Source organism: Candidatus Paralachnospira sp. LCP21S3_A2 (assembly GCF_052118925.1).
Taxonomy (GTDB): Bacteria; Bacillota; Clostridia; order Lachnospirales; family Lachnospiraceae; genus Lientehia.
The window spans coordinates 173873-193917 of the sequence record NZ_JBQKGG010000004.1 but is presented as its reverse complement, the minus strand read 5'-3'; the positions used below and the strand labels follow the sequence as shown (position 1 = coordinate 193917).

Here is a 20045-nt window from a genome sequence, read left to right as displayed (position 1 = left end):
ATTCCTATTCTCCGAAATCTGCTGCACTCACCTTCAGCTTTTCGCGGATCGGCAGATGGTACGGGCAGCGGGTTTCACATTTTCCACAGCCAATACATGCCGACGCCTTCACTTCCAACGTGCTGTACCGGTCTCTTGCCCATTTCTCCAGATCATACCGCTGTAAGTATCCGGCAAAGAGGAAAACGCTTGGGATCTGGATTCCCACGGTACAGGGTGCGCAGTAATTGCATCGACGGCAGAAATCCGTTCCCAGTTGCTCCCGCACCTGCTCGATCCCGGCAAGCTCTTCCCTGCTGAGCGGCTCCGGATTCTCGCAGGCCTTCTGATTTTCTTCCAGTTCCCGGATCTCCGCCATTCCGGGAATCACAACGGTCACATCCGGATTCGAACAGACATACCGGAGTGCCAGAGTACCGTTTTCAATGGCTCCGCCAGCCAGCGGCTTCATATCAATAAAGCCAATGTTCTTTTCTTTACATTTTTTTATCAGCTCTGCCCCCTGCTGCTCCACGATGTTATAGGGGAACATAATGGTCTCCACCCAGTCAAGCTCCAGTGCCCGTTCAAACACCGCCGTTGAATGGGCTGTAATGCCAAGATGGCCGATCTTTCCGGCCGTTTTCGCTTCCTGAAGTGCCTCCAGTGCACCGCCCTCTGCCAGCACCTGATCCAGCTGTTCCATGCTGGGGTTATGTACCTGATAAAGATCAATATGATCGGTCCGGAAATTTCGGAGACTGGTCTCGATATCCGCTGCCATTGCTTCTCTCGTCCGTGCCATGGACTTGGTTGCCAGAACAAACTGATCCCGGATTCCCTCCAGGCCATAGCCGATATACTGTTCACTGACCGTATATCCTCTGGCAGAATCAATATAATTGATTCCGCGGCGCACCATCTCCTGTAAAAGCATCCTCGTTCCCTCTTCATCGATCTTCTGGATCGGAATTCCTCCGAATCCCATTCTCGAAACCTTTAATCCCGTTTTTCCGAGTATTCTGTATTCCATGACTGTATTCCCTCCTCCCAGGTTTTTCTTGATGCTATGGTACTATTCCTTCTTTATGTTTTTCAGGGTAAACAAGCTTACAAAAGCTCCTCCAGTACCCTGCACACGCCCAGGCTTTCCCAGCCGCCGCACACACCGGCAGCCTCCCGTTTCACCTCAGGCAGCGCATTTTCCACCGCATAGCTGTATTGTGCCTCGCGGATCATTCCAATATCATTCTGCTGGTCGCCGAAGGCCATTGTTTCTTCTCTGGTGATTCCAAGCTGTTCCTGCAGCTTTTTCAGGGCTGTTCCCTTGTTGACTCCGGGCTTGTAAATATCCAGCCACATTTTTCCTGCGGTTGCGATGGAGACGGTTCCTTTCCATTTCTCGATGAGCTTCCGGAAGCTGGCCGCCGGCTGAAAATTCCGGTCGTAAACGCTTAATTTCACAAATTCACCGGGGGCTTTCGTCATATCGGGAACTACCGTGATATCCTCCTGATACCCTTCCCGCAGCCAGGTCAGCAGTTCCTTATCATCGATATCGCCGTACATCATATCTGCACCGGTAAAAAACGGCACAGCGTTCGGATATTCATGGAATTCAGCCGCCATCGTATTAAGAAGCTTCCGATCAAGAGTTTCGGAAAACAGCAGTTTTCCTCCATGCCCCACCTGAGTTCCATTGCAGGTAATGAAATGGATCTTTTCCTGCAGGGGACCAAACAGCCGTTTCGCGCTGATCATGGATCGTCCGGTGCAGGCCGCAAATACGATTCCGCTGTCGATGACACGCTCAATGGTTTCTGCCAGCTTGTCCGGCAGGGTATTGGAACCGTCCTTTACCAGGGTTCCGTCAATATCCGTTGCAATCAGTTTAATCATACATCCTCCAAACCTATCACATATTATCTCATCTTCTGTAACAAACTCTGATCAAACACTCCTGCTTCATCGTTCCATCAATGATCCGGCAAGTCTGTCCTTCCATGCTTTCAAATAGGAATACACTCTGGAAACCGGCAGTCCGACCACATTCTGATAATCTCCCTCGATCCCGGAGACATAGACGGCGAACCGTCCCTGGATTCCGTAGGAACCGGCCTTGTCCATAGGTTCACCGGTGGCGATATAGGTGCGGATCTCCTCATCGGTCATAGGCAGGACATGGACAGCAGTGCGCTCGGCAAACGTCACAGCTGCCTCCTCCTTTCCTTTCTCCATAAGAGTCACGCCGGTATAAACAGCATGGGCGCGCCCGGATAACTCCTTTAACGTCAAAAAGGCGTCCTTCTCGTCTTTTGGTTTTCCGAGGATACGCCCATCAATCGCCACTACCGTATCGGCTCCGAGGATCAGGTCACCCTCGTCTGCCAGAGGAAGCGCCGCTTCTGCTTTCTGATAAGATAATTCCTTTACTGCCTCCGCAGGGTCAGTAGTATGAATGATCTCCTCGCCGTTTCCGGGCTTCACCGAAAAAGGGTATCCCGTCAGGGCAAGGAGCTCCCTCCGCCTCGGTGAGGCGGAGGCCAGGATCAGCTCTGCCATATTAATCCTCCCAGGGGCGGATCCGATAGGTCACTCCCAGATCCTTACAGATCTTTGCACACTGCTCTTCCTCTTCCTTGGTAAGAGTCGTTGCCACCGTGGTCATCACCACATGGCATCCTTCCTCTTTACATGCCTTTGCAAAGGCCAGCATGGCTTCAAACGACTGGATTCCGAACTTGCTTCTGGTCAATTCCAGATACCGCTGCGGGTTCGGCGTATTCAGGCTGATGGATACTGTGTCGATCACACCCTTCAGCTTCTCCGCCACCGGCTTTCCGTAGATCAGATCTGCAAGACCGTTCGTGTTGACTCTGGTAGGCATTCCATACGTTTTCTTAACAAACTTCGCCACTTCCACCATGGCATCCAGCCGCATCATCGGTTCACCAAAACCGCAGAATACGACTTCTTTATACTTGCTCATATCTACATGGTCAAAGGCCTTGATGGCTTCCTCCACCGTAGGCTCCCGTTCCAGCCACAGCACATCGGAATTTTCCATATGGTCTCTCGTCTGGCGCAGGCAGAACGTACAGGCACAGGGACATTTGTTTGTCAGATTGACATACAGGTTTCCGTGAACCTCATAAAGAATTGTCATGCTCATGATTCATTCCTCCCAATCGTTTCTTTTTATCAGTCTTTCCTTCCGCTGCCATTCTGTTATTTCAGGATTGACAGCAGCCTTCCAACTCAGTTTCTGTCTTTTATCTTAATGTCGTCAACAGTTCCTCAAAGCAGACACCGTCTGTCCTGGGGATCTCCAGCTCCTCGGACCGCAAAATACACTGCTTCACAAAGTTACTTGCCTTCTTGACGGATACATCAAAGGGGACGCCATTGACGGCATCGGCCGCAATGATGGCTGCAAAAACATCGCCGGTGCCGGACCGCTCCGTTCCTACCTTATGGCTCCGGAGGACTCTCAGCTCTTTCCCTTTTTCGCAGACCAGGTTTGCCACAAAGTCTCCCTGGCGGATTCCGGTAACAACCACCTTCGCCGGACCGCGCTCCTGAAGCTTTTCTGCCATGGCAAGGATCTCTTTGATGGCCCAGTGCCCATCTTTATAGGGTGTGTCTGTTAAAATACAGGCTTCCGTCAGATTCGGAGTCAGGATATCGGCATACTCCACCAGCTGCTTCATTTCCTGACAGAGCTCACTGGTATAAGTCGCATACGGTTTTCCATAATCCCCCATAACCGGGTCAACGATCACGGTTGTTCGTTCCGTCCGGAAATCCCGGATAAAATTACGGACAATTCCGATCTGTTCCCTGGAACCAAGGAACCCGGAGGTAATTCCCTCAAACTCCAGTCCCAGCTTCTTCCACTGGGCGATGTACTCCGGCATCTTCTCGGTATAATCATCAAAAAAATATTCCGGAAAGCCCGTGTGATTGGAAAAAATCGAGGTGGGAACCGGACAGCACTGAATCTTCATTGCCGATATAATGGGCATAGCCACTGCGATCGAGCAGCGGCCAAACCCGGAAATATCATTGATAACAGCAATCTTTTTCTGATTGTTATGTGTCATTGCCATAAAGCATTACGCTCCAATCTTTTTTGTTGCACCGGACTTTTCAAGGGCAAGAGCAGCTGCATAAAATACAACAATGTTCAGAATACCCTTTAAAATCAGTCCCGGTGCGGAAGCCAGACCTGCGGCAAAGCTGCCTGACAGGATCGCTCCGCCGATCACATAACCCACAACCATTTCTGCAATTCCGACTACGGCTGCAATGGCAGTCCGTCCGGAAAGAACCTTTACTTCTCCGTCAGACCTGCGGCAGAGCTTTGCGATCAGAAAACCCTGAATCGATTTGATGATCAGAGTTGCAACTGCCCACTGGGGAAATCCGGTCAGAAGATCTGCCAGTGCCGAACCAACGCCGCCGGCAAATAAGCCGGTCTTCCAGCCAAACAGATAAGCCGCCAGTAAAATACAGCTGTCACCCAGATGGGCGTAACCAAGCGGTATCGGAATCTGGACCACCATGGTTGCCACGCAGACCAGTGCCGTTGCCAGTGCGGTCATGCAGATAAAAAGTGCGGTGTTTTTTTCGTTTGTGTGTGTCTTTGCTGTCTGTTCCATAACAAGTCTCCTTCTCTCGTTCCGTTTCATTTACAGGCTCTTCCTGTACTCTGCAACCACTATAACACAGTCTGGCTTGTTTGGAATATCCAGTTTTTCACAATTTCATAAGGTCAGTCTCTTGACTCGATGCAGATCATGATTCCTTTCTCCAGGCACATGACCGCCCGATCCTCCAGGAGCTCATTGCTGATACAGCGGGTATTTCCTGCCGGAACAGTCACATGATCCAGAGGATATTTAAATCCGGTCAAGGTCAGGCCCTCCACGGTTCCGTCAAAAGGCACAAATGAGATGTATTTCCCAAATGCTTCTTTCTTTTCAAACACCGTCTCCCGGTCAGTCAGGAAAATCCGGTTATACCGGTCGATCAGTTCACAGGGGATCTGCCTCTTCAGGGCATGGAACAGACTGTGGACATTTCCCAGTGCATGGTCAAACCGCTTTCCGAGAGCTCCCAGAACCACGATCCGCGTCACATCGGGAAGCTCCAGGGCATAAAGAACCGCAAGCTCCGTGTCAGTATAATCCTTTTCCGGCCTGTGAGTCTCAAAACGGATCCCCTGCTCCCGGTAAGGACGAAGCCGGTCGGCTTCGATCGTGTCAAAATCACCAACAATACAGTCCGGAGAAAGTCCCAGCTTTTCCATGGCGTCCAGCCCGCCGTCCACTGCCACCACATAAGGACTTTCATAGCTTTTTAAAAATCCGGCGGCAGACGCAATTTCTACGTCACCGCCGGTTATGATCAGAACATTCATCGTTCCCTTTCTGCGTCTGTTTTTCTGATTTTCATGGATCCTGCTCCCAGATCCGTCTTTTTAGTTCTCATACCTGGCAAACACATCCATAAACGCTTTCGTGTTGGCTGTCACATCGCCGGAGAATACCGCGGAACCGCCGACAAACACATTTGCGCCTGCCTCGATGACCTCTGCCACATTAGAGGCCTTGATCCCGCCGTCCACCTGAATATCAATGTCCAGTCCCCGTTCTTTCATCATGGCACGCAGATCGCTTACCTTCTTTAAGCAGTAGGGGATCAGCTTCTGTCCGCCGTAGCCCGGATTTACCGTCATCACCAGAACCATGTCCAGCTCATCCAGAACGTAGTCCAGCGCAGACAGCGGCGTTGCCGGATTGATTGCCACACCAGCCTTTACACCGGCTGCCTTGATCTGCTGGATCACACGGTCCAGATGGGTACATGCTTCAGCATGAACCGTGATAATATCAGCACCAATCTTCGCAAATGTCTCAATATAGCGGCCGGGATCCTCGATCATCAGATGCACGTCAAATACCTTGTCGGTGCACTTCCGGATCGTCTCGATTACCGGCATTCCAAAAGAAATCTGAGGAACGAACATACCGTCCATCACGTCCAGATGAATGTATTCTGCACCCGCATCGGCAGTTTCCTTGATCTGTTCACCCAGTCTTGTGAAATCCGCCGCCAGGATCGAGGGAGATAAAATTAACATAGATTGTCCTCCATTAATATTTTTTTCTTGCCTTTAGCTCTTCATATAACAGCGTGTAATTCCGATACCGTTCACTGCTGATCTCACCGGTTTCCAGTGCTTTCTTTACGGCGCAGTCCGGCTCTTTCACATGAACACAGCCCTGAAACCGGCACTGTCCTTCCCGCTGTTCCATCTCCGGATAATAAAACCGAAGCTCCGAAGCCTCGATCCCTTCAATAGACAGGGAGCTGAATCCCGGCGTGTCCAGAAGAAAGGTATCGGTTCCCACCCAGAATACCTCCGTATGTCTGGTGGTATGGCGGCCTCGCTTGATCTTTTCACTTACTCTGCCGGTTTCCATTCCGGCATCCGGATTGATCCGGTTCATCATGGATGACTTTCCGACTCCGGAGGGGCCTGCCATGACCGTTGTTTTTCCCGACAGGATCCGCCGGATCTCTTCTATTCCGGCCTCGGTATAAGTACTGACCGCCCGCGCCGGATAGCCGGCCTGCCGGTACAGCTCTGCCAGGTGCTCTGCCTCTACGCCATCCAGATCCGCCTTGTTAAAACAGATCTCGCAGGGAATCCCCTGAATTCCCATGACCACCAGAAACCGGTCCAGCAGGTTCAGGTTCGGATCCGGTTCTCTGGCCGCAAATAAGACGAGGGCCTGATCCACGTTGGCAGATGCCGGCCGGATCAGGCTGTTTTTCCTGGGGAGTATCTCGACGATATTCCCCAGGCCCTCATTTTCATCTAATACCTCCAGGGTCACATTGTCCCCCACTAACGGCTTCACGCCCTGCTTCCGGAACAATCCCTTCGCTTTGCACTCGTATACCCTGCCGATTCCGTCATGGACATAGTAGAAGCCTGCGATTCCCTTTATAATCTTTCCTGTTTTCGCCATGTTACTGCGCCGGCTGGTCGGGAAGATTCTCCCCGCCTTCTGAAGACGGTGCCGTGGGCTCCGTCGGTGCCTCTGTCGGAGCCGTGGTCGGTGCCTCCGTTGCTCTCGGTCCACGGCTGATATAAATCTCCACCGTCGATCCCTTCGTCAGCTTCGTTCCGGCTGCCGGATAAACATCATCCACAAGACCTGCCGAGGTGCTGTTGCTGTAAACGCGGTCTGTCCGGTAGGAAAGTCCTGCGCTCTGGATCCGTGCAATGGCATCCGCCTCGCTCATTCCGGTAATATCGGGAACGGGAACCGTCTCATCTTTCTTGCCCTTGCTTACCACGAAATCCACGCTGGTCTTTTCTTCTACCGTCTGTCCTCTTCCGGGACTCTGGCTCATGACCTCGCCCTCATCGTACTCATCGCTGTAATCCTCCGTGATGCTGCCGACCGACAGGTTTGCGCTTGCCAGAAGCTGCTTTGCCGCCGATTCGCTCTTTCCGAGCAGGTTGGGAACATCAACCGTCTTTGTTTCCGGTCCCTTGGAAATAAACAGCTTCACATCCGAACCGATCTCCACCTCAGAACCGAGGGACGGACTTATTTTTGCCACCTTGCCCTCGTCCACCGTGTCACTGTAGATTTCATCAAATACCGGGTTCAGATCCGCTTCATGGAGCGCCTTGGTAGCCTGCTCCTTCGTCATGCCTACCAGGTTATCCGGTATCGTCGTCTTGGTGGTTCCCTTGCTTACCGTTACCTTGACGACCGTATGGCGTTTCACCATATCTCCCTCTTTGAACTCCTGTTCCATGATCTGGCCGTCCTCATAATCTTTGGACTCACTGTAGGAAAGCTTTAATTCCAGATCATACTGCTTTAACAGCTCCTCAGCCTCGGAAACCGTCTTGCCGAGAAGGCTCGGCATTGCCACTTCCGTTCCATCGGACTCTGCCATGGATTCCGTATTCTTTTTCCCGCTGCCGAAATCAAAGAATCCAAAGGTCTTTCCGAGAACAAACAGTGCCAGCAGAACAATAACCACTGCCACTACGATTCCCACAATGGTATAAACCTTATCTGATTTTTTATTTACCGGCTCATCGTCATCCTCATCGGGAAGATATTCGTCATCATCATAATCGAGCTGATAACGCTCCTCCTCATCGGGATCATCATACGAGCCGTCGTAACCGTCCTCATAGTCTCCGCGGTATCCATCCTCATAGCCATCTTCGCCGCCGGCCGCCTGTGCTTCCTCATAGCCTGCACCGGCCATGGCACCTGCTGCCGCTCCGTTTCGGATCTGGTTCACCTCATCCTCACTCATGACCCTGGTGGGACCGTTGCTGTTGATGGTATTCATGCGGACAAAGTCCTCATTGGGCGTCATCAGAGCCCGCTTCAGATCAGAAATCAGCTCCGTCACGGAACGATACCGCATTTCCGGACGTTTCTGGGTACATTTCAAAACGATTTTTTCCAGACTTACCGGAATCATGGGATTATACTTTCTCGGCGGCACCATCTCTCCCTGAATATGGAGAAGAGCCACAGAAACCGCAGAATCCCCCTCAAAGGGCACCCTTCCTGTCAGCATTTCATACATGGTAATACCAAGGGAATAAATATCGCTGCGCTCATCACAGTAGCCGCCTCTCGCCTGCTCCGGAGAGATATAATGGACAGAACCCATAGTATTCGAGGTAATGGTTTCACTGGTCGCCGCCTTGGCGATTCCAAAATCGGTGACCTTTACCTTCCCGTCTCTGGAGATAATGATATTCTGGGGCTTGATGTCCCGGTGGACAATATGCTGCTCATGAGCCGCTTCAATGCCCTGGGCCACCTGCATGGCGATCCCGATGGTCTCCCGGATCTCCAGCTTTCCTTTTTTGGCAATATACGTTTTCAGTGTAATGCCCTCCACCAGTTCCATGACGATATAGTGGAGATCGTCCGAATCACCGACATCAAACACATGAACGATATTGGGGTGGGAGAGACATGCCGCCGCATGGGCCTCGGTACGGAACTTGCTCACAAAGCTCTTATCCGCATTAAACTCCTGCTTCAACACCTTTACGGCCACATCGCGGTTCAGCCTGTGATCCTTTGCCCGATACACATCTGACATACCGCCGGAACCGATCCTTTCCAGGATCTCATACCGATCACCCAGAAACATTCCTATCTTTACCATTCTTTCACCTCATCTTGCGTCGGACGGAACAACACCACACCGATGTTGTCCTTTCCGCCGTTACTGTTTGCCTCATCGATCAGATCCTCACAGACACCTTTCAAATCCTCGCGTCCGCTTACGATCCCTGCTATTGCTTCATCTGAGACCATATTACTCAGTCCGTCTGAACACATTAAAACCGTATCACCGGCCTCCAGACTGACTTCAAAAAAATCGGCGCTTACGCCTCTTCTTGCCCCGATGGCACGGGTAATAATATTTTTCCGTTCCTCGTAGGCTGCGCTTCCGCGCTCCATCTCGCCGCGCTCCACCAGCTCCTCCACCAGGGAATGGTCTCTGGTGATCTGGCGGATCTCTTCCTCACCGATAATATAAAGACGGCTGTCACCCACATTTGCCACACATAAAACCGGCCCCATGACGCACGCCGCCACAAGTGTTGTTCCCATGCCGTAAAGCGCCGGGTCAGACGCTGCCTGATCGATCAGCCGGTCATTGACCGTCCGGATTCCATCGTTCAGGATCGATATGGGATTGTTTCCTTCTGCTTCTTCCACAAGAGACACCAGATTGTCTATCGTGAACCTGGAGGCAAAGTCACCGGCCTGGTGACCGCCCATACCGTCGGCAACTAAAAACAGGTTCGGCAGATTTCCCACCGGATAGGCGGAATAGTACACCGCATCCTGATTGATCTGCCGTTTCCTCCCTCGGTCGGTCATTGCGTAGGCTTTCATCGCCCTTCCTCCTTCTGTCATCTGCCAAAGCTGTCGGTATGATCTGCTTCTTTTTCCATATAACTTCTGCGCAGCTGGCCGCAGGATCCACTGATATCCCGGCCCATTTCCCTTCTAATTGTAGCATTGATCCCGCTTTTTTCAAGTATATTTTTAAATTCCAGGATCGTATTCTGCCCGGAACGGACGAAATTTCGTTCTTTAATGGGATTTACCGGAATCAGGTTCACATGACAGTTCCGGTGTCCCAAAAGCGCTGCCAGTGCCTTCGCCTCTTCCTTCGTATCATTGACTCCGCCCACCAGACTGTATTCAAAGCTTAACCGTCTGCCGGTTTTCTCAAAATAATAGTCACAGGCCGGAAGCACTTCCTTTAAGCTGTACTTGTTGGCAATCGGCATCAGCTCCCGCCGCTTTTCATCGTTTGTGGCATGGAGCGACAGCGCCAGTGTAATGGGAAGTCCCTCCTCTGCCAGGCGGCGGATCTGGTCCGGCAGCCCGCAGGTGGAGATCGTAATATTCCTTGCACTCAGATCAAAGCCCTTTTCATCCGTCACCAGCCGCACGAAGCGGACAAAATTTTCATAATTGTCCAGTGGCTCCCCGGAGCCCATGATCACCACATTGGAGATCCGCTTTCCGGTGATCTCCTGCATCCGGTAAACCTGCTCCAGCATCTCCGCCGCTGTCAGTCCCCGCACCATACCGTTCAGGGTTGAGGCACAGAAACGGCAGCCCATGCGGCAGCCTACCTGGGAGGAGATACAGACGCTGTTGCCGTGATGGTACTCCATCCAGACGCTCTCGATCACATTTCCGTCCGCCAGGCGGAACAGAAATTTTTTTGTGCTGTCAATCTTCGATTCCAGGATCTCTACCGGCTCCAGCACCGTAAGCACATAATCTTCGGAAAGGCGTTCCCGGAGCGCCCTGGAGAGATTCGTCATCTCCTCAAAGCTCTTCACCCGTTTTTCGTGGAGCCAGGAATAGACCTGCTTTGCCCGAAAGGGCTTTTCTCCCATCGCTGCAAAGCGCTCAGACAGCTCTGCAAGGCTCATGGATCTGATATCCTGCTTTGTCACAGATTCCCGGTTTTCGGATTGTAACTCCTGTTTCATACCTGGTCGTCCCCCTCCCTTTTTCTTATGAAGCTGGAAATAAAGAACCCATCGGTCCCATGCTCACCCGGAAGAAGCTGAAGCTGATTGCCGACAGAATTTCCGTCCTGATCTGAGGGAGCATTCCCGGATTCCGGCTCCATCACGAAACCATTCCGATTCACAGCTTCTGCTTTGAAAAACCGCTCCGGGATCCGTCCGGCAAGGGACTCCGGTTCAAAGGGATAATTCTTTGCAAACCATTCGGCATTTTCCCGGTTTTCCGACGGAAACAGCGTACAGGTGGAATATACCAGCCGTCCGCCTGGCTTTACATAGCGCCAGATGGTATCTAAAATTCTTCGCTGCAGCGCGGCCAGCTCCGTCTGTCCCTCCGGCGTAATATGGTACTTGATATCGCTTTTGCGTCCGATGATTCCCAGACCGGAGCAGGGAAGATCGGCTATCAGTATATCTGCCCAGCTTTCCTTTTCCGGATCAAATATCAGGGCATCCTGGGTTTTCGCGGTGATATTTTCAAACCGGCTCCGCCGGATATTGTCCCGGATCAGATCGGTTTTTTCATCAGAAAGATCTCTTGCTTCCACCAGGCCAGTTCCCTTTAACAGGTCAGCCGCATGGAGACTTTTCCCGCCCGGCGCGGCACAGACATCCAGCACATGATCCCCGGCCTTCGGCGATGCCGCCAGTCCTGCCAGGACCGAGCTTACATCCTGAACCTGAAAAAGACCTTCCGAAAAGGCCCTGATGTCCGAAAGGCTGTCATAACCGGACAGTCGATATACACCGGTGAGTCCTTCCACCGCTTCTGCATGAATCTTCTGGGAACGGAGGGAAGTTAAAATTGCTTCTTCCGAAGCACGGCTCAGGTTGAACCGTACCGTCAGAGGACGTCCGCTCATGCTTTCCCGAAGCATGGCTGCCGTCCGTGCTTCTCCATATTCTCCCCGCATTGCCTCCGTGATCCAGACCGGCATCGAACATACCACTCTTGCCCACTCGGTAAAGTTTTCCGATTCTTCCGGCGCTCTCCAGTCCGGAAGTTCTCTGGAAACGGTTCTGAGAACACCGTTTACAAACCCCTGTAAGGACGAAAAGCCCCTTCTTTTCGCCAGCCGGACAGCTTCGTTTACCGCCGCCCGGTCGGGGACACTGTCCATATATTTCATCTGATATACCGCCATGCGCAGCACGTTCCGGATCACCGGCTTCATCTTCTTCGTTTTTACTCTGGAATACGAATCAAGAATGGCATCCAGCTCATACCGGTGCTCCACACAGCCCTCCGTCAGCCTGGTGAGAAAGGCGCGGTCCCGCCGGTCCCAGTCTCCGTGCGCCTCCAGGGCATTCCGGAGAACCAGATGACAGAACTCGCCTTTTTCAATCTTTAACAGGCAGTCCAGGCAGACCGCCCGTACATCAGTCACGGCGGCTCCTGTTGCCGAACAGGATGATCAGTCGCAGAAGCTGGAGCATGGACGAAAGGGCGCCTGCCACATAGGTCAAGGCTGCCGCCGAAAGGACTTTCCTCGTCTTTGCCGCTTCATCGGCATATAAGATTCCCTGATCCTGTAAAAGCACCAGAGCCCGGTGGGACGCATTGAACTCCACAGGAAGGGTGATGAGCTGAAATAACACAGCCAGAGAGAAACAGAAGATCCCGGCGTTTACCAGAATGGAATAAGCACCACTTCTGGCACCGAAGATCAGTCCGGCGATGATGAGCACCATGCTGATCTGAGATCCGAAATTCGCCACCGGAACAAAGGCACTTCTGAGCCGAAGGGGCGCGTAGCCCACCTGATCCTGAATGGCATGGCCGCACTCATGGGCCGCAACGCCGACAGATGCCACGGAAGAGGAATCGTAAACCGATTCCGATAAGTTCAGGGTTTTGTTTCTGGGGTCGTAATGGTCGGTCAGATTTCCGGCAACGCGGCGGATCTGCACATCATAGATCCCCTGGCTGTCCAGCAGCCGTCTTGCCGCCTCAGCTCCGCTCATGCCTGTCCGGCTGTATTCTTTTGAATACCTGGAAAAGGTCGTCCGGACTCTCGCCGATGCGATCCCGCAGATCACAACGCCGATCAGGATCAAGATCCAGGTCGGGTCAATATAATAACCATAGTAATAAGGCATTGTTATCCTCTCCTTTACCCGAGTCGGTCGCCCTTCTTAAGCGGGCAGCCTCTCAAAAATGCTGCTGTCTCCATGCGCTTCTTGCCTTCCAGCTGAAGCTCCCGGATCAGCAGAAGCCCGTCTCCGGTCTGTACAGAAAAACTGTCCTTGGAAACGGAAACCACCGTTCCCGGCTCCGCCTTTGCTTCCGGTCCCTGTGGAAGCACCTGGGCCTTCCACAGCTTCACGGTCTTTGTTCCAAGACTTGTGTAGGCGCTGGGCCAGGGCGACATGCCGCGGATCAGCCGCTCGATGGAGGCTGCATCCTTCGTCCAGTCGATCTTTCCGAGGGTCTTTGTGATCATGCCCGCATAACAGGTCTCACCCTCCTGGGGGATCCGCGTTAAGGTTCCGGCCTCCAGTCCCCTTAAGGTCTCCAGGATCAGATCACCGCCTGCCTCGGCCAGCTTGTCATGAAGACTTCCTCCGGTCTCATCCGCTGCGATGGGTACCACGGTCTTTAAGAGCATGTCTCCGGTATCCAATCCTTCTTCCATATACATGGTAGTCACGCCGGTCTCCTTCTGTCCGTCCAGGATCACCTGCTGGATCGGAGCTGCGCCGCGGTACATGGGGAGCAGGGACGCATGGATATTGATGCAGCCGTACTTTGGAAGCTCCAGAACCTCTCTGGGAAGGATCTGTCCGAATGCGATCACCACGATCACCTCCGGATCAAGGGCTTTCAGTTTTGCCAGAAACTCCGGATCCTTCCGGATCTTTGCCGGCTGCCATACCGGAATATTGTGTGCCAGAGCCGCCTCCTTCACCGGCGTCATCTGAACTGCGCCTCCCCGTCCCTTTGGTTTATCCGGCTGGGTCACAACCGCTTCTACCGTATGTCCTCCACGGATCAGTGCCTCCAGTGCCGGCACAGAAAAATCCGGGGTTCCCATAAACACAAGTCTCATGGTCTTTCCTCCCTGTCAGTATACACATTTTTCCGGAAAAGTCTGTACTTTTCACAGTTTTTTAAGAAATTCTAATAAAGATTTCAGGTTAAGATTCCCGCTACATCCGGCCGCCCGCAGGATCTGCCGGTTTAAGCCTCTTCGTTATCCTCCAGCTCACCCTCGACCAGATCCACATACAGCTTTCCGTCCAGATGGTCACATTCATGGCAGATGGCTCTTGCCAGAAGCTCCGTTCCCTTTACCAGACGGGGCTTCATGTTCTCATCCATCGCCTTTACCGTCACTTCATTTGGTCTGGTAACGGTTCCGTGCTTTCCGGGCACGCTCAGACATCCCTCTGCGCCGGTCTGGCTTCCGCTGGTTTCGATGATCTCCGGATTAACCAGTACAATAGGACCCTCGCCGATATCAATGACCACGATCCGCTTTAAGATCCCCACCTGAGGAGCCGCCAGGCCGACGCCCTCCGCTTCATACATGGTCTCCAGCATATCATTGATCAGTTCCCGTGTACGGGGCGTCATCTCCTTGACCTCTTTTGCTTTTTTTGTCAGGACATCGTCGCCGATCTCCCGAATGATTCTCAGTGCCATAACAATGCTTCCTTTCTCTTCTCTTATATCTATCTGGTATCTCTCTATTCCATATCCATCTGGAACAGGAGCTGTCTGTCCCACACGGCTGTTTCAATCGTTCGTTTGATGTCCAGAAGCGGTTCCTCCTCCTGGCATTTCAGCGTGATCTGGAACCGATAGCTGTCCTTGAGCTTTGAAACGGCCGCCGGAGCCGGACCGATGATCTCCAGCTCCTCTTCCGCATGCTCCGCCAGCTTTCCGATTGCTTCCGCCGCGCTTCTGGCTGCTGCTTCGTTCTCTGCACTTACAAGGATCGAGAGCATGTGGCACAAAGGCGGATAATGAAGAAGCTGCCGGTAAAGGATCTCATGCCAGTAAAAGCCCTCATAATCCTGGCTGGCGGCCGCCTCGATGCTGTAATGATCGGGAGCATAGCTCTGGATCACCACCGTTCCGGGAAACCGGTCTCGCCCGGCCCGGCCAGCCGCCTGGGTTAACAGCTCGAAGGTCCGCTCTCCCGACTCGTAGCCACCGGCATAAAGGGAAAGATCCGCCGCCAGGATACCAACCAGCGTCACTCTGGGAAAATCGTGTCCTTTCACGATCATCTGGGTTCCCACTAAAATATCGGCTTTTCCGTCGGCAAAGGCTGACAGGATCGCATCATGACTCCCCTTCCTTGAGGTAGTATCCATGTCCATGCGCAGCACTCTCGCTTCAGGAAACCGCTCCGTTACCAGCTGCTCCACCTTCTGGGTTCCTGTCCCAAATCCGGCAATGTAGCGGGATCCGCAGGATGGACAGGCTTTGGGGATCGGCTCCGTATGTCCGCAGTAGTGACAATGAAGCTTTCCGTCCCGGTGAGCCTTCAGGCTCACATCGCAGTGCGGACATTTGATGGCCTCTCCGCAGGAGCGGCAGGATACAAACCCGGAATAGCCTCTCCTGTTTAAAAACAGCAGCACCTGTTCCTTTCTGGCTAAGGTCTCTTCGATCCGCTCGGTCAGCTTCCGGCTGAAAATACTCCGGTTCCCGGCCTTCAGTTCCTCTCTCAGATCCACCACCTCCACCGTAGGAAGGCTGCTGTTTTCCCTGGCTCTCGTCTTCATCTCAAACAGATGATAAATCCCGTTCTGAGCCTTATAATAGGTAGATGCCAGTGGTGTTGCCGACCCCAGCACCACCATACCGCCGGACAGCCGGCACCGTTCCACCGCCGTTTCCTCTGCCCGGTAACGGGGCGCCGTCTCGCTTTTATAGGCCGGTTCATGCTCCTCATCGATGATGACCAGTCCAAGATCCGGAAATGGCGTAAACAGCGCCGATCTCGGCCCGATCATAATATCCAGCTTTCCGGCCCGTGCCCTGGCGATCTGATCACTCTTCTCTCCCGCAGACATACGGGAATGGATCACCGAAACCCTGTCACCGAACTCCCGGTAAAACCGCATGACTGTCTGCCAGGTGAGAGCAATCTCCGGGATCAGCACGATGGACTGCTTTCCCTCCTCCTGCACATGACGGATCAGTTCCATATAGACCTCGGTTTTTCCGCTCCCTGTGACACCGTAAAGAAGGCTGGGACGCCGGTCTCCCTCCCAGACACGGATCAGCCCGTCCACGGCCGCCTGCTGCTCATCTGTCAGCCGGATCTTTTTCTGCTCCTTTTTCATGCCGCGAATGGGATTCCGATCCTGCACCTCTGTTTCAATATGACAGAGTCCCTGATCCAGAAACAGCTGAAAAGAAGCCTTCGTGACCCGCAGCTTCTGCAGCACCATCTCATAAGGCAGAACCCGGTCGCTCAACAAGGCCTCCAGAAACCGGACCCGTGCCTTCTGTTTTTTCTTTTTATAAAGCTCCAGTGCCTCTTCCACCGCTTCCGTATCCGCGGTCCGCACCAGATACCGCTTTTCCACCGGCTTCATCCGCTGTTTCATAGGCAGAACTGTTTTCAGGGCCTGGATCATGGTAGAGCCGTAATAGTCCTTTAACCATGCCGCCAGCCGTACAAGCTGGCCCTCGATCGGAAGATTCTCCTCCCAGACCGAATCAATCTCCTTGATTTTTTCCGGGTCAAACTCCGGTGTGTCGGAAAAGCCGATCACATAGCCGTCCCGCAGGGTATTTCCCTTTCCGAACGGCACCCGCACACATGTCCCCGCCATCAGGCTTTCCCGCAGTGCCTCCGGGATCCGATATTGAAATGTCCGGTCCACCGCCTTGTGGACAATGTCGATGATGACGTCTGCGTATTCTGCCATCTGTTCTCCCCCATGCTCCCCGCTGTTATGCAGCGTATTCCGCCGTTTCCGGCAGTATCTCTCCGCCCGGTTCCGATTTATGCCTCCCGCAGTGCAGTCACCAGTTCTCCCAGATGCATGCTGTTGGAGCCTTTGAATAATACCAGATCTCCGGTCTTAATTTCCGTTTTTAAATACTCCAGTGCCGTCTGGTTATCCTTAAAATACCGGATCTTGGTATGGCCGTCTCCCTGTTCGGAAAGACCTCTTCCGATTTCCCCGGCCCGTTCTCCGATGCAGACCAGTATCTCCGGTGCCTGATCTGCCAGGGCACTGCCCACCTCATAATGGAAGCGCAGGCTGTTTTCTCCCAGCTCCAGCATATCCGCCAGAACGGCGATTTTTCTTCCCGATGCTTCCATTTCATGAAGCACGCCAGCTGCGGCTTTCATGGAATCGGGGCTTGCATTGTAGGTATCATCAATGACCGTAAAATCCCGGATCTTCCCGATCTGCTGACGGTTTTTGAAGCCTCTGAAATGGGACAGGGCTTCTGCCGCCTCCGCCATGGGGATTTCCCAGACAGAGGCTGCCGCCAGAGCTGCCAGCGCATTCATCACCATATGCTTTCCCATGACGGGGAGCATGACACGAAGCCGCTCCTCTCCATGGACTGCCGTAAACTCCGTTCCGTCGGAGGTCACCTCCATCTCCTCCGCCCGAAACTCGTTCTGCTCACCAAAGCCGTAGAAGATCCGGTGGAATCCGCACTCCTCCACGGAGCCTAAAAAGGGATCGTCTCCGTTTAAGATCAGCGCACTGCCCGGCTTCATATGGGACGTGATCTGAAATTTTTCCTTGAAAATATTTTCCTGGCTTCCCAGCTGCTCGATATGAGCCACGCCAATGTTGGTCATAACAGCCGCCTGCGGCCTTGCAATAGAAGAAAGAACCTCCATCTCCCCGAAATCGCTCATACCCATTTCCAGAACGGCAAGCTGATCCTCTCCCGTCATCTCCGTCATGGTAACGGGAAGTCCGATATCACTGTTGAAATTCTTCGAGGTACGGAACACCCGGAATCTCGCGCCCAGTGCCGCAGCCACCATCTCTCTTGTGGTGGTTTTTCCCACGCTTCCGGTGACACCTACCACGGGGATTCCCATACGCTCTCCGTAGTCTCTTCCCACAGCCTGAAGGGCTTTCAGGGTGTCGTCCACCTGGATCCAGGCAGCTCCGGGAAGCGGCTCCGTTTTCCGGCTGGAAAACACCGCCGCCGCGCCGTTCTCAATGGCCTGTGCCAGGTAATCATGAGCATCAGAGTGCTCTCCGATCAAGGGCACAAAGAGATCGTTTCCTTTCATTTCTCTGGAATCAATGCTTACATGACGGATGAGCTGCTCCGGATCTCCGGATAACAGCCGTCCGCCTGATGCCCGCACCAGATCCTTTACTGCTGTCTGTTCCATATTTTCCTCTTTTCCGGCGCTCCCGGCGCCTGTTTATTCTGTAAACCGGTCATCTGTATAAGTTCACCGCCCGTTCCAGCTCTTCCCGGTCAGAAAAGTGGATCCGGACGCCCTTTGTTTCCTGATAGGTTTCGTGACCCTTTCCGATCACGGCGATGATATCACCGCATTTCCCATGGCGCACTGCATAGCCGATGGCTTCCCTCCGGTCTGCAATGACCTCATAACGGCCTGCTGTCCCGGAAAATCCCGCTTCCACCTCCGATAAGATCTCGGAAAGCGGTTCCTCTCTGGAATTATCCGAGGTTAAGATCGACAGATCCGCCCAGGTTCCTGCCGCCCGCCCCATACCGAAGCGCCGCAGCTTGGAACGGTTTCCTCCACAGCCGAACACACAGATGAGCCGACGCGGTTCATAGCTTCGCAGCGTTGAAAGCAGGCTCTCCATGCTGGCTTCGTTATGGGCATAATCCACGATGAGCCACAGATGGCTTATGCCCGGAACCAGCTCCATACGCCCCGGTACATGAACATTTCTCAGAGCTCCCGCCGCCGTCATCGGATTTATGCCAAGAGCTCCCGCCGCCGCAATCGCCGCCAGACTGTTTTGGATGTTATAGATCCCCGGAAGCGGCAGAGACACGCTTCCAAGCTCTTTTCCTTTTTTTAACAGACGATATTCGCATCCCAGCATATCCGCCGTCTTGTAATGCTCCGGCTTCACCGCCCGGTATTCGCCGGACTCCATCCCGTATTCCACCACCGGCCCAGCCGCATGGGTACGGATCTCTCCGGCATAAGGATCCTCCCGGTTGATGATCCCGATGCCGCACTGGGAAAACAGCCGGCTCTTCTGATGAACATAATCCCTGAAATCCTCATGCTCCCCCGGCCCGATGTGATCCGGCGACAGATTTGTGAAGATCCCGCAGGTAAAGAACAGTCCTGCTGTCCGCTCTGTCCGGACCGCCTGAGACGAGACCTCCATAACTACGTGCGTACAGCCAAGCTCCCGCATGCAGGCAAGAAGCCGCTGTAATTCATGGGCCTCCGGTGTCGTGTGTGACAGTTCCCACTTATGCTCCTTAAAAAAGGCTCCGTTGGTGCCGATCATGCCTGCCGCATAACCTGCCTTCTTTAAAATTTCCCACAGCATAAAGGCTGTAGTGGTCTTTCCCTTTGTGCCGGTCACAGCCACCGACACCATGCTGCGGAGCGGATAACCGTAAAATGCCGCCGCCAGCAGCGAAAACACCTTTCTGGTATTTTCAAACACCAGAAGCGGCGTAGTGATCTGCCCGCTCCGATGCTTCTCGATAAGCGTTTCCGTAACCGGACTGTTTGTTTCGAGAGCCAGGGCCGCCGCTCCGCGTGTGAGCGCCTCCCCGGCAAATCCATGACCATCCCGGTGAAACCCGTTCAGGCACACAAACAGATCGCCCGGCTTTACCTCCCTGGAATCACAGGTGATCCCCGTCAGTTCGGTCCCGGGATCTCCCAGGAGCCGCACATATCCCACATGGGAAAGCAGACTGCTGATCTTCATTCCCCGCTCCGCAAATGATTCTCCCTGTATTCTATGCAGGAACCTGAAAAGG

General features: G+C 53.3%; 19 protein-coding genes. All 19 read right to left on the bottom strand.

The window, feature by feature from the left end:
* Positions 1 to 4: 4 nt before the first annotated feature.
* Positions 5 to 1012 (bottom strand): aldo/keto reductase, encoded by a 1008-nt coding sequence (locus ACTQ3K_RS05570; protein ID WP_441566250.1) that lies wholly within the window; start codon positions 1010 to 1012, stop codon positions 5 to 7.
* 77 nt (positions 1013 to 1089) lie between these two features.
* Positions 1090 to 1878, bottom strand: coding sequence for an HAD family hydrolase (locus tag ACTQ3K_RS05565; RefSeq protein WP_441566249.1), 789 nt, complete (start codon positions 1876 to 1878; stop codon positions 1090 to 1092).
* 66 nt (positions 1879 to 1944) lie between these two features.
* Complete coding sequence (locus ACTQ3K_RS05560) at positions 1945 to 2541, bottom strand: Maf family protein (protein ID WP_441566248.1); 597 nt, start codon at positions 2539 to 2541, stop codon at positions 1945 to 1947.
* A 1-nt stretch (position 2542) separates the two neighbouring features.
* On the bottom strand, positions 2543 to 3151 hold the full coding sequence (locus ACTQ3K_RS05555) for a TIGR04100 family radical SAM protein (RefSeq protein WP_441566247.1): 609 nt from the start codon (positions 3149 to 3151) through the stop codon (positions 2543 to 2545).
* A gap of 100 nt (positions 3152 to 3251) precedes the next feature.
* Complete coding sequence (locus ACTQ3K_RS05550) at positions 3252 to 4088, bottom strand: pyridoxamine kinase (RefSeq protein WP_441566246.1); 837 nt, start codon at positions 4086 to 4088, stop codon at positions 3252 to 3254.
* Positions 4089 to 4094: 6 nt separating this feature from the next.
* On the bottom strand, positions 4095 to 4640 hold the full coding sequence (locus ACTQ3K_RS05545; RefSeq protein ID WP_441566245.1) for an ECF transporter S component: 546 nt from the start codon (positions 4638 to 4640) through the stop codon (positions 4095 to 4097).
* 113 nt (positions 4641 to 4753) lie between these two features.
* Positions 4754 to 5401: a thiamine diphosphokinase gene (locus ACTQ3K_RS05540; protein ID WP_441566244.1), complete on the bottom strand. Its 648-nt coding sequence runs from the start codon at positions 5399 to 5401 to the stop codon at positions 4754 to 4756.
* A 60-nt stretch (positions 5402 to 5461) separates the two neighbouring features.
* Positions 5462 to 6124: a ribulose-phosphate 3-epimerase gene (gene rpe / locus ACTQ3K_RS05535; RefSeq protein WP_441566243.1), complete on the bottom strand. Its 663-nt coding sequence runs from the start codon at positions 6122 to 6124 to the stop codon at positions 5462 to 5464.
* 13 nt (positions 6125 to 6137) lie between these two features.
* A complete protein-coding gene (gene rsgA / locus ACTQ3K_RS05530; RefSeq protein ID WP_441566242.1) occupies positions 6138 to 7019 on the bottom strand; it encodes a ribosome small subunit-dependent GTPase A in 882 nt (293 codons plus the stop codon).
* Between the two features lies 1 nt (position 7020).
* Positions 7021 to 9210: a Stk1 family PASTA domain-containing Ser/Thr kinase gene (gene pknB, locus ACTQ3K_RS05525; RefSeq protein WP_441566241.1), complete on the bottom strand. Its 2190-nt coding sequence runs from the start codon at positions 9208 to 9210 to the stop codon at positions 7021 to 7023.
* A complete protein-coding gene (locus ACTQ3K_RS05520) occupies positions 9204 to 9950 on the bottom strand; it encodes a Stp1/IreP family PP2C-type Ser/Thr phosphatase (RefSeq protein ID WP_441566240.1) in 747 nt (248 codons plus the stop codon). Before ACTQ3K_RS05520 ends, pknB begins: the two co-directional genes overlap by 7 nt.
* A 17-nt stretch (positions 9951 to 9967) precedes the next feature.
* Positions 9968 to 11068: a 23S rRNA (adenine(2503)-C(2))-methyltransferase RlmN gene (rlmN, locus tag ACTQ3K_RS05515; protein WP_441566239.1), complete on the bottom strand. Its 1101-nt coding sequence runs from the start codon at positions 11066 to 11068 to the stop codon at positions 9968 to 9970.
* Positions 11065 to 12495 (bottom strand): 16S rRNA (cytosine(967)-C(5))-methyltransferase RsmB, encoded by a 1431-nt coding sequence (gene rsmB, locus ACTQ3K_RS05510; protein WP_441566238.1) that lies wholly within the window; start codon positions 12493 to 12495, stop codon positions 11065 to 11067. Before rsmB ends, rlmN begins: the two co-directional genes overlap by 4 nt.
* Positions 12488 to 13207, bottom strand: coding sequence for a zinc metallopeptidase (locus ACTQ3K_RS05505; RefSeq protein ID WP_441566237.1), 720 nt, complete (start codon positions 13205 to 13207; stop codon positions 12488 to 12490). Before ACTQ3K_RS05505 ends, rsmB begins: the two co-directional genes overlap by 8 nt.
* Positions 13208 to 13221: 14 nt before the next feature.
* Complete coding sequence (gene fmt / locus ACTQ3K_RS05500) at positions 13222 to 14157, bottom strand: methionyl-tRNA formyltransferase (protein WP_441566236.1); 936 nt, start codon at positions 14155 to 14157, stop codon at positions 13222 to 13224.
* Positions 14158 to 14288: 131 nt separating this feature from the next.
* On the bottom strand, positions 14289 to 14753 hold the full coding sequence (gene def / locus ACTQ3K_RS05495) for a peptide deformylase (protein WP_441566235.1): 465 nt from the start codon (positions 14751 to 14753) through the stop codon (positions 14289 to 14291).
* 44 nt (positions 14754 to 14797) lie between these two features.
* Entirely contained in the window at positions 14798 to 16999 is a 2202-nt protein-coding gene (gene priA, locus ACTQ3K_RS05490) for a replication restart helicase PriA (protein WP_441566234.1), read from the bottom strand.
* A gap of 77 nt (positions 17000 to 17076) precedes the next feature.
* Positions 17077 to 18447, bottom strand: coding sequence for a UDP-N-acetylmuramoyl-tripeptide--D-alanyl-D-alanine ligase (locus ACTQ3K_RS05485; RefSeq protein WP_441566233.1), 1371 nt, complete (start codon positions 18445 to 18447; stop codon positions 17077 to 17079).
* Between the two features lie 49 nt (positions 18448 to 18496).
* A complete protein-coding gene (locus ACTQ3K_RS05480) occupies positions 18497 to 19993 on the bottom strand; it encodes a UDP-N-acetylmuramoyl-L-alanyl-D-glutamate--2,6-diaminopimelate ligase (RefSeq protein WP_441566232.1) in 1497 nt (498 codons plus the stop codon).
* Positions 19994 to 20045 lie beyond the last annotated feature (52 nt).

Excerpts from the sequence above, each read along its gene's own strand:
- pknB (WP_441566241.1), bottom strand. The coding sequence starts at position 9,210 with ATGGTAAAGATAGGAATGTTTCTGGGTGATCGGTATGAGATCCTGGAA.
- ACTQ3K_RS05545 (WP_441566245.1), bottom strand. The coding sequence starts at position 4,640 with ATGGAACAGACAGCAAAGACACACACAAACGAAAAAAACACCGCACTT.
- ACTQ3K_RS05480 (WP_441566232.1), bottom strand. The coding sequence starts at position 19,993 with ATGAAGATCAGCAGTCTGCTTTCCCATGTGGGATATGTGCGGCTCCTG.
- ACTQ3K_RS05570 (WP_441566250.1), bottom strand. The coding sequence starts at position 1,012 with ATGGAATACAGAATACTCGGAAAAACGGGATTAAAGGTTTCGAGAATG.
- ACTQ3K_RS05540 (WP_441566244.1), bottom strand. The coding sequence starts at position 5,401 with ATGAATGTTCTGATCATAACCGGCGGTGACGTAGAAATTGCGTCTGCC.
- ACTQ3K_RS05565 (WP_441566249.1), bottom strand. The coding sequence starts at position 1,878 with ATGATTAAACTGATTGCAACGGATATTGACGGAACCCTGGTAAAGGAC.
- rlmN (WP_441566239.1), bottom strand. The coding sequence starts at position 11,068 with ATGAAACAGGAGTTACAATCCGAAAACCGGGAATCTGTGACAAAGCAG.
- ACTQ3K_RS05485 (WP_441566233.1), bottom strand. The coding sequence starts at position 18,447 with ATGGAACAGACAGCAGTAAAGGATCTGGTGCGGGCATCAGGCGGACGG.
- rsgA (WP_441566242.1), bottom strand. The coding sequence starts at position 7,019 with ATGGCGAAAACAGGAAAGATTATAAAGGGAATCGCAGGCTTCTACTAT.
- fmt (WP_441566236.1), bottom strand. The coding sequence starts at position 14,157 with ATGAGACTTGTGTTTATGGGAACCCCGGATTTTTCTGTGCCGGCACTG.
- ACTQ3K_RS05560 (WP_441566248.1), bottom strand. The coding sequence starts at position 2,541 with ATGGCAGAGCTGATCCTGGCCTCCGCCTCACCGAGGCGGAGGGAGCTC.
- rpe (WP_441566243.1), bottom strand. The coding sequence starts at position 6,124 with ATGTTAATTTTATCTCCCTCGATCCTGGCGGCGGATTTCACAAGACTG.
- ACTQ3K_RS05505 (WP_441566237.1), bottom strand. The coding sequence starts at position 13,207 with ATGCCTTATTACTATGGTTATTATATTGACCCGACCTGGATCTTGATC.
- priA (WP_441566234.1), bottom strand. The coding sequence starts at position 16,999 with ATGGCAGAATACGCAGACGTCATCATCGACATTGTCCACAAGGCGGTG.
- def (WP_441566235.1), bottom strand. The coding sequence starts at position 14,753 with ATGGCACTGAGAATCATTCGGGAGATCGGCGACGATGTCCTGACAAAA.
- ACTQ3K_RS05520 (WP_441566240.1), bottom strand. The coding sequence starts at position 9,950 with ATGAAAGCCTACGCAATGACCGACCGAGGGAGGAAACGGCAGATCAAT.
- ACTQ3K_RS05550 (WP_441566246.1), bottom strand. The coding sequence starts at position 4,088 with ATGGCAATGACACATAACAATCAGAAAAAGATTGCTGTTATCAATGAT.
- ACTQ3K_RS05555 (WP_441566247.1), bottom strand. The coding sequence starts at position 3,151 with ATGAGCATGACAATTCTTTATGAGGTTCACGGAAACCTGTATGTCAAT.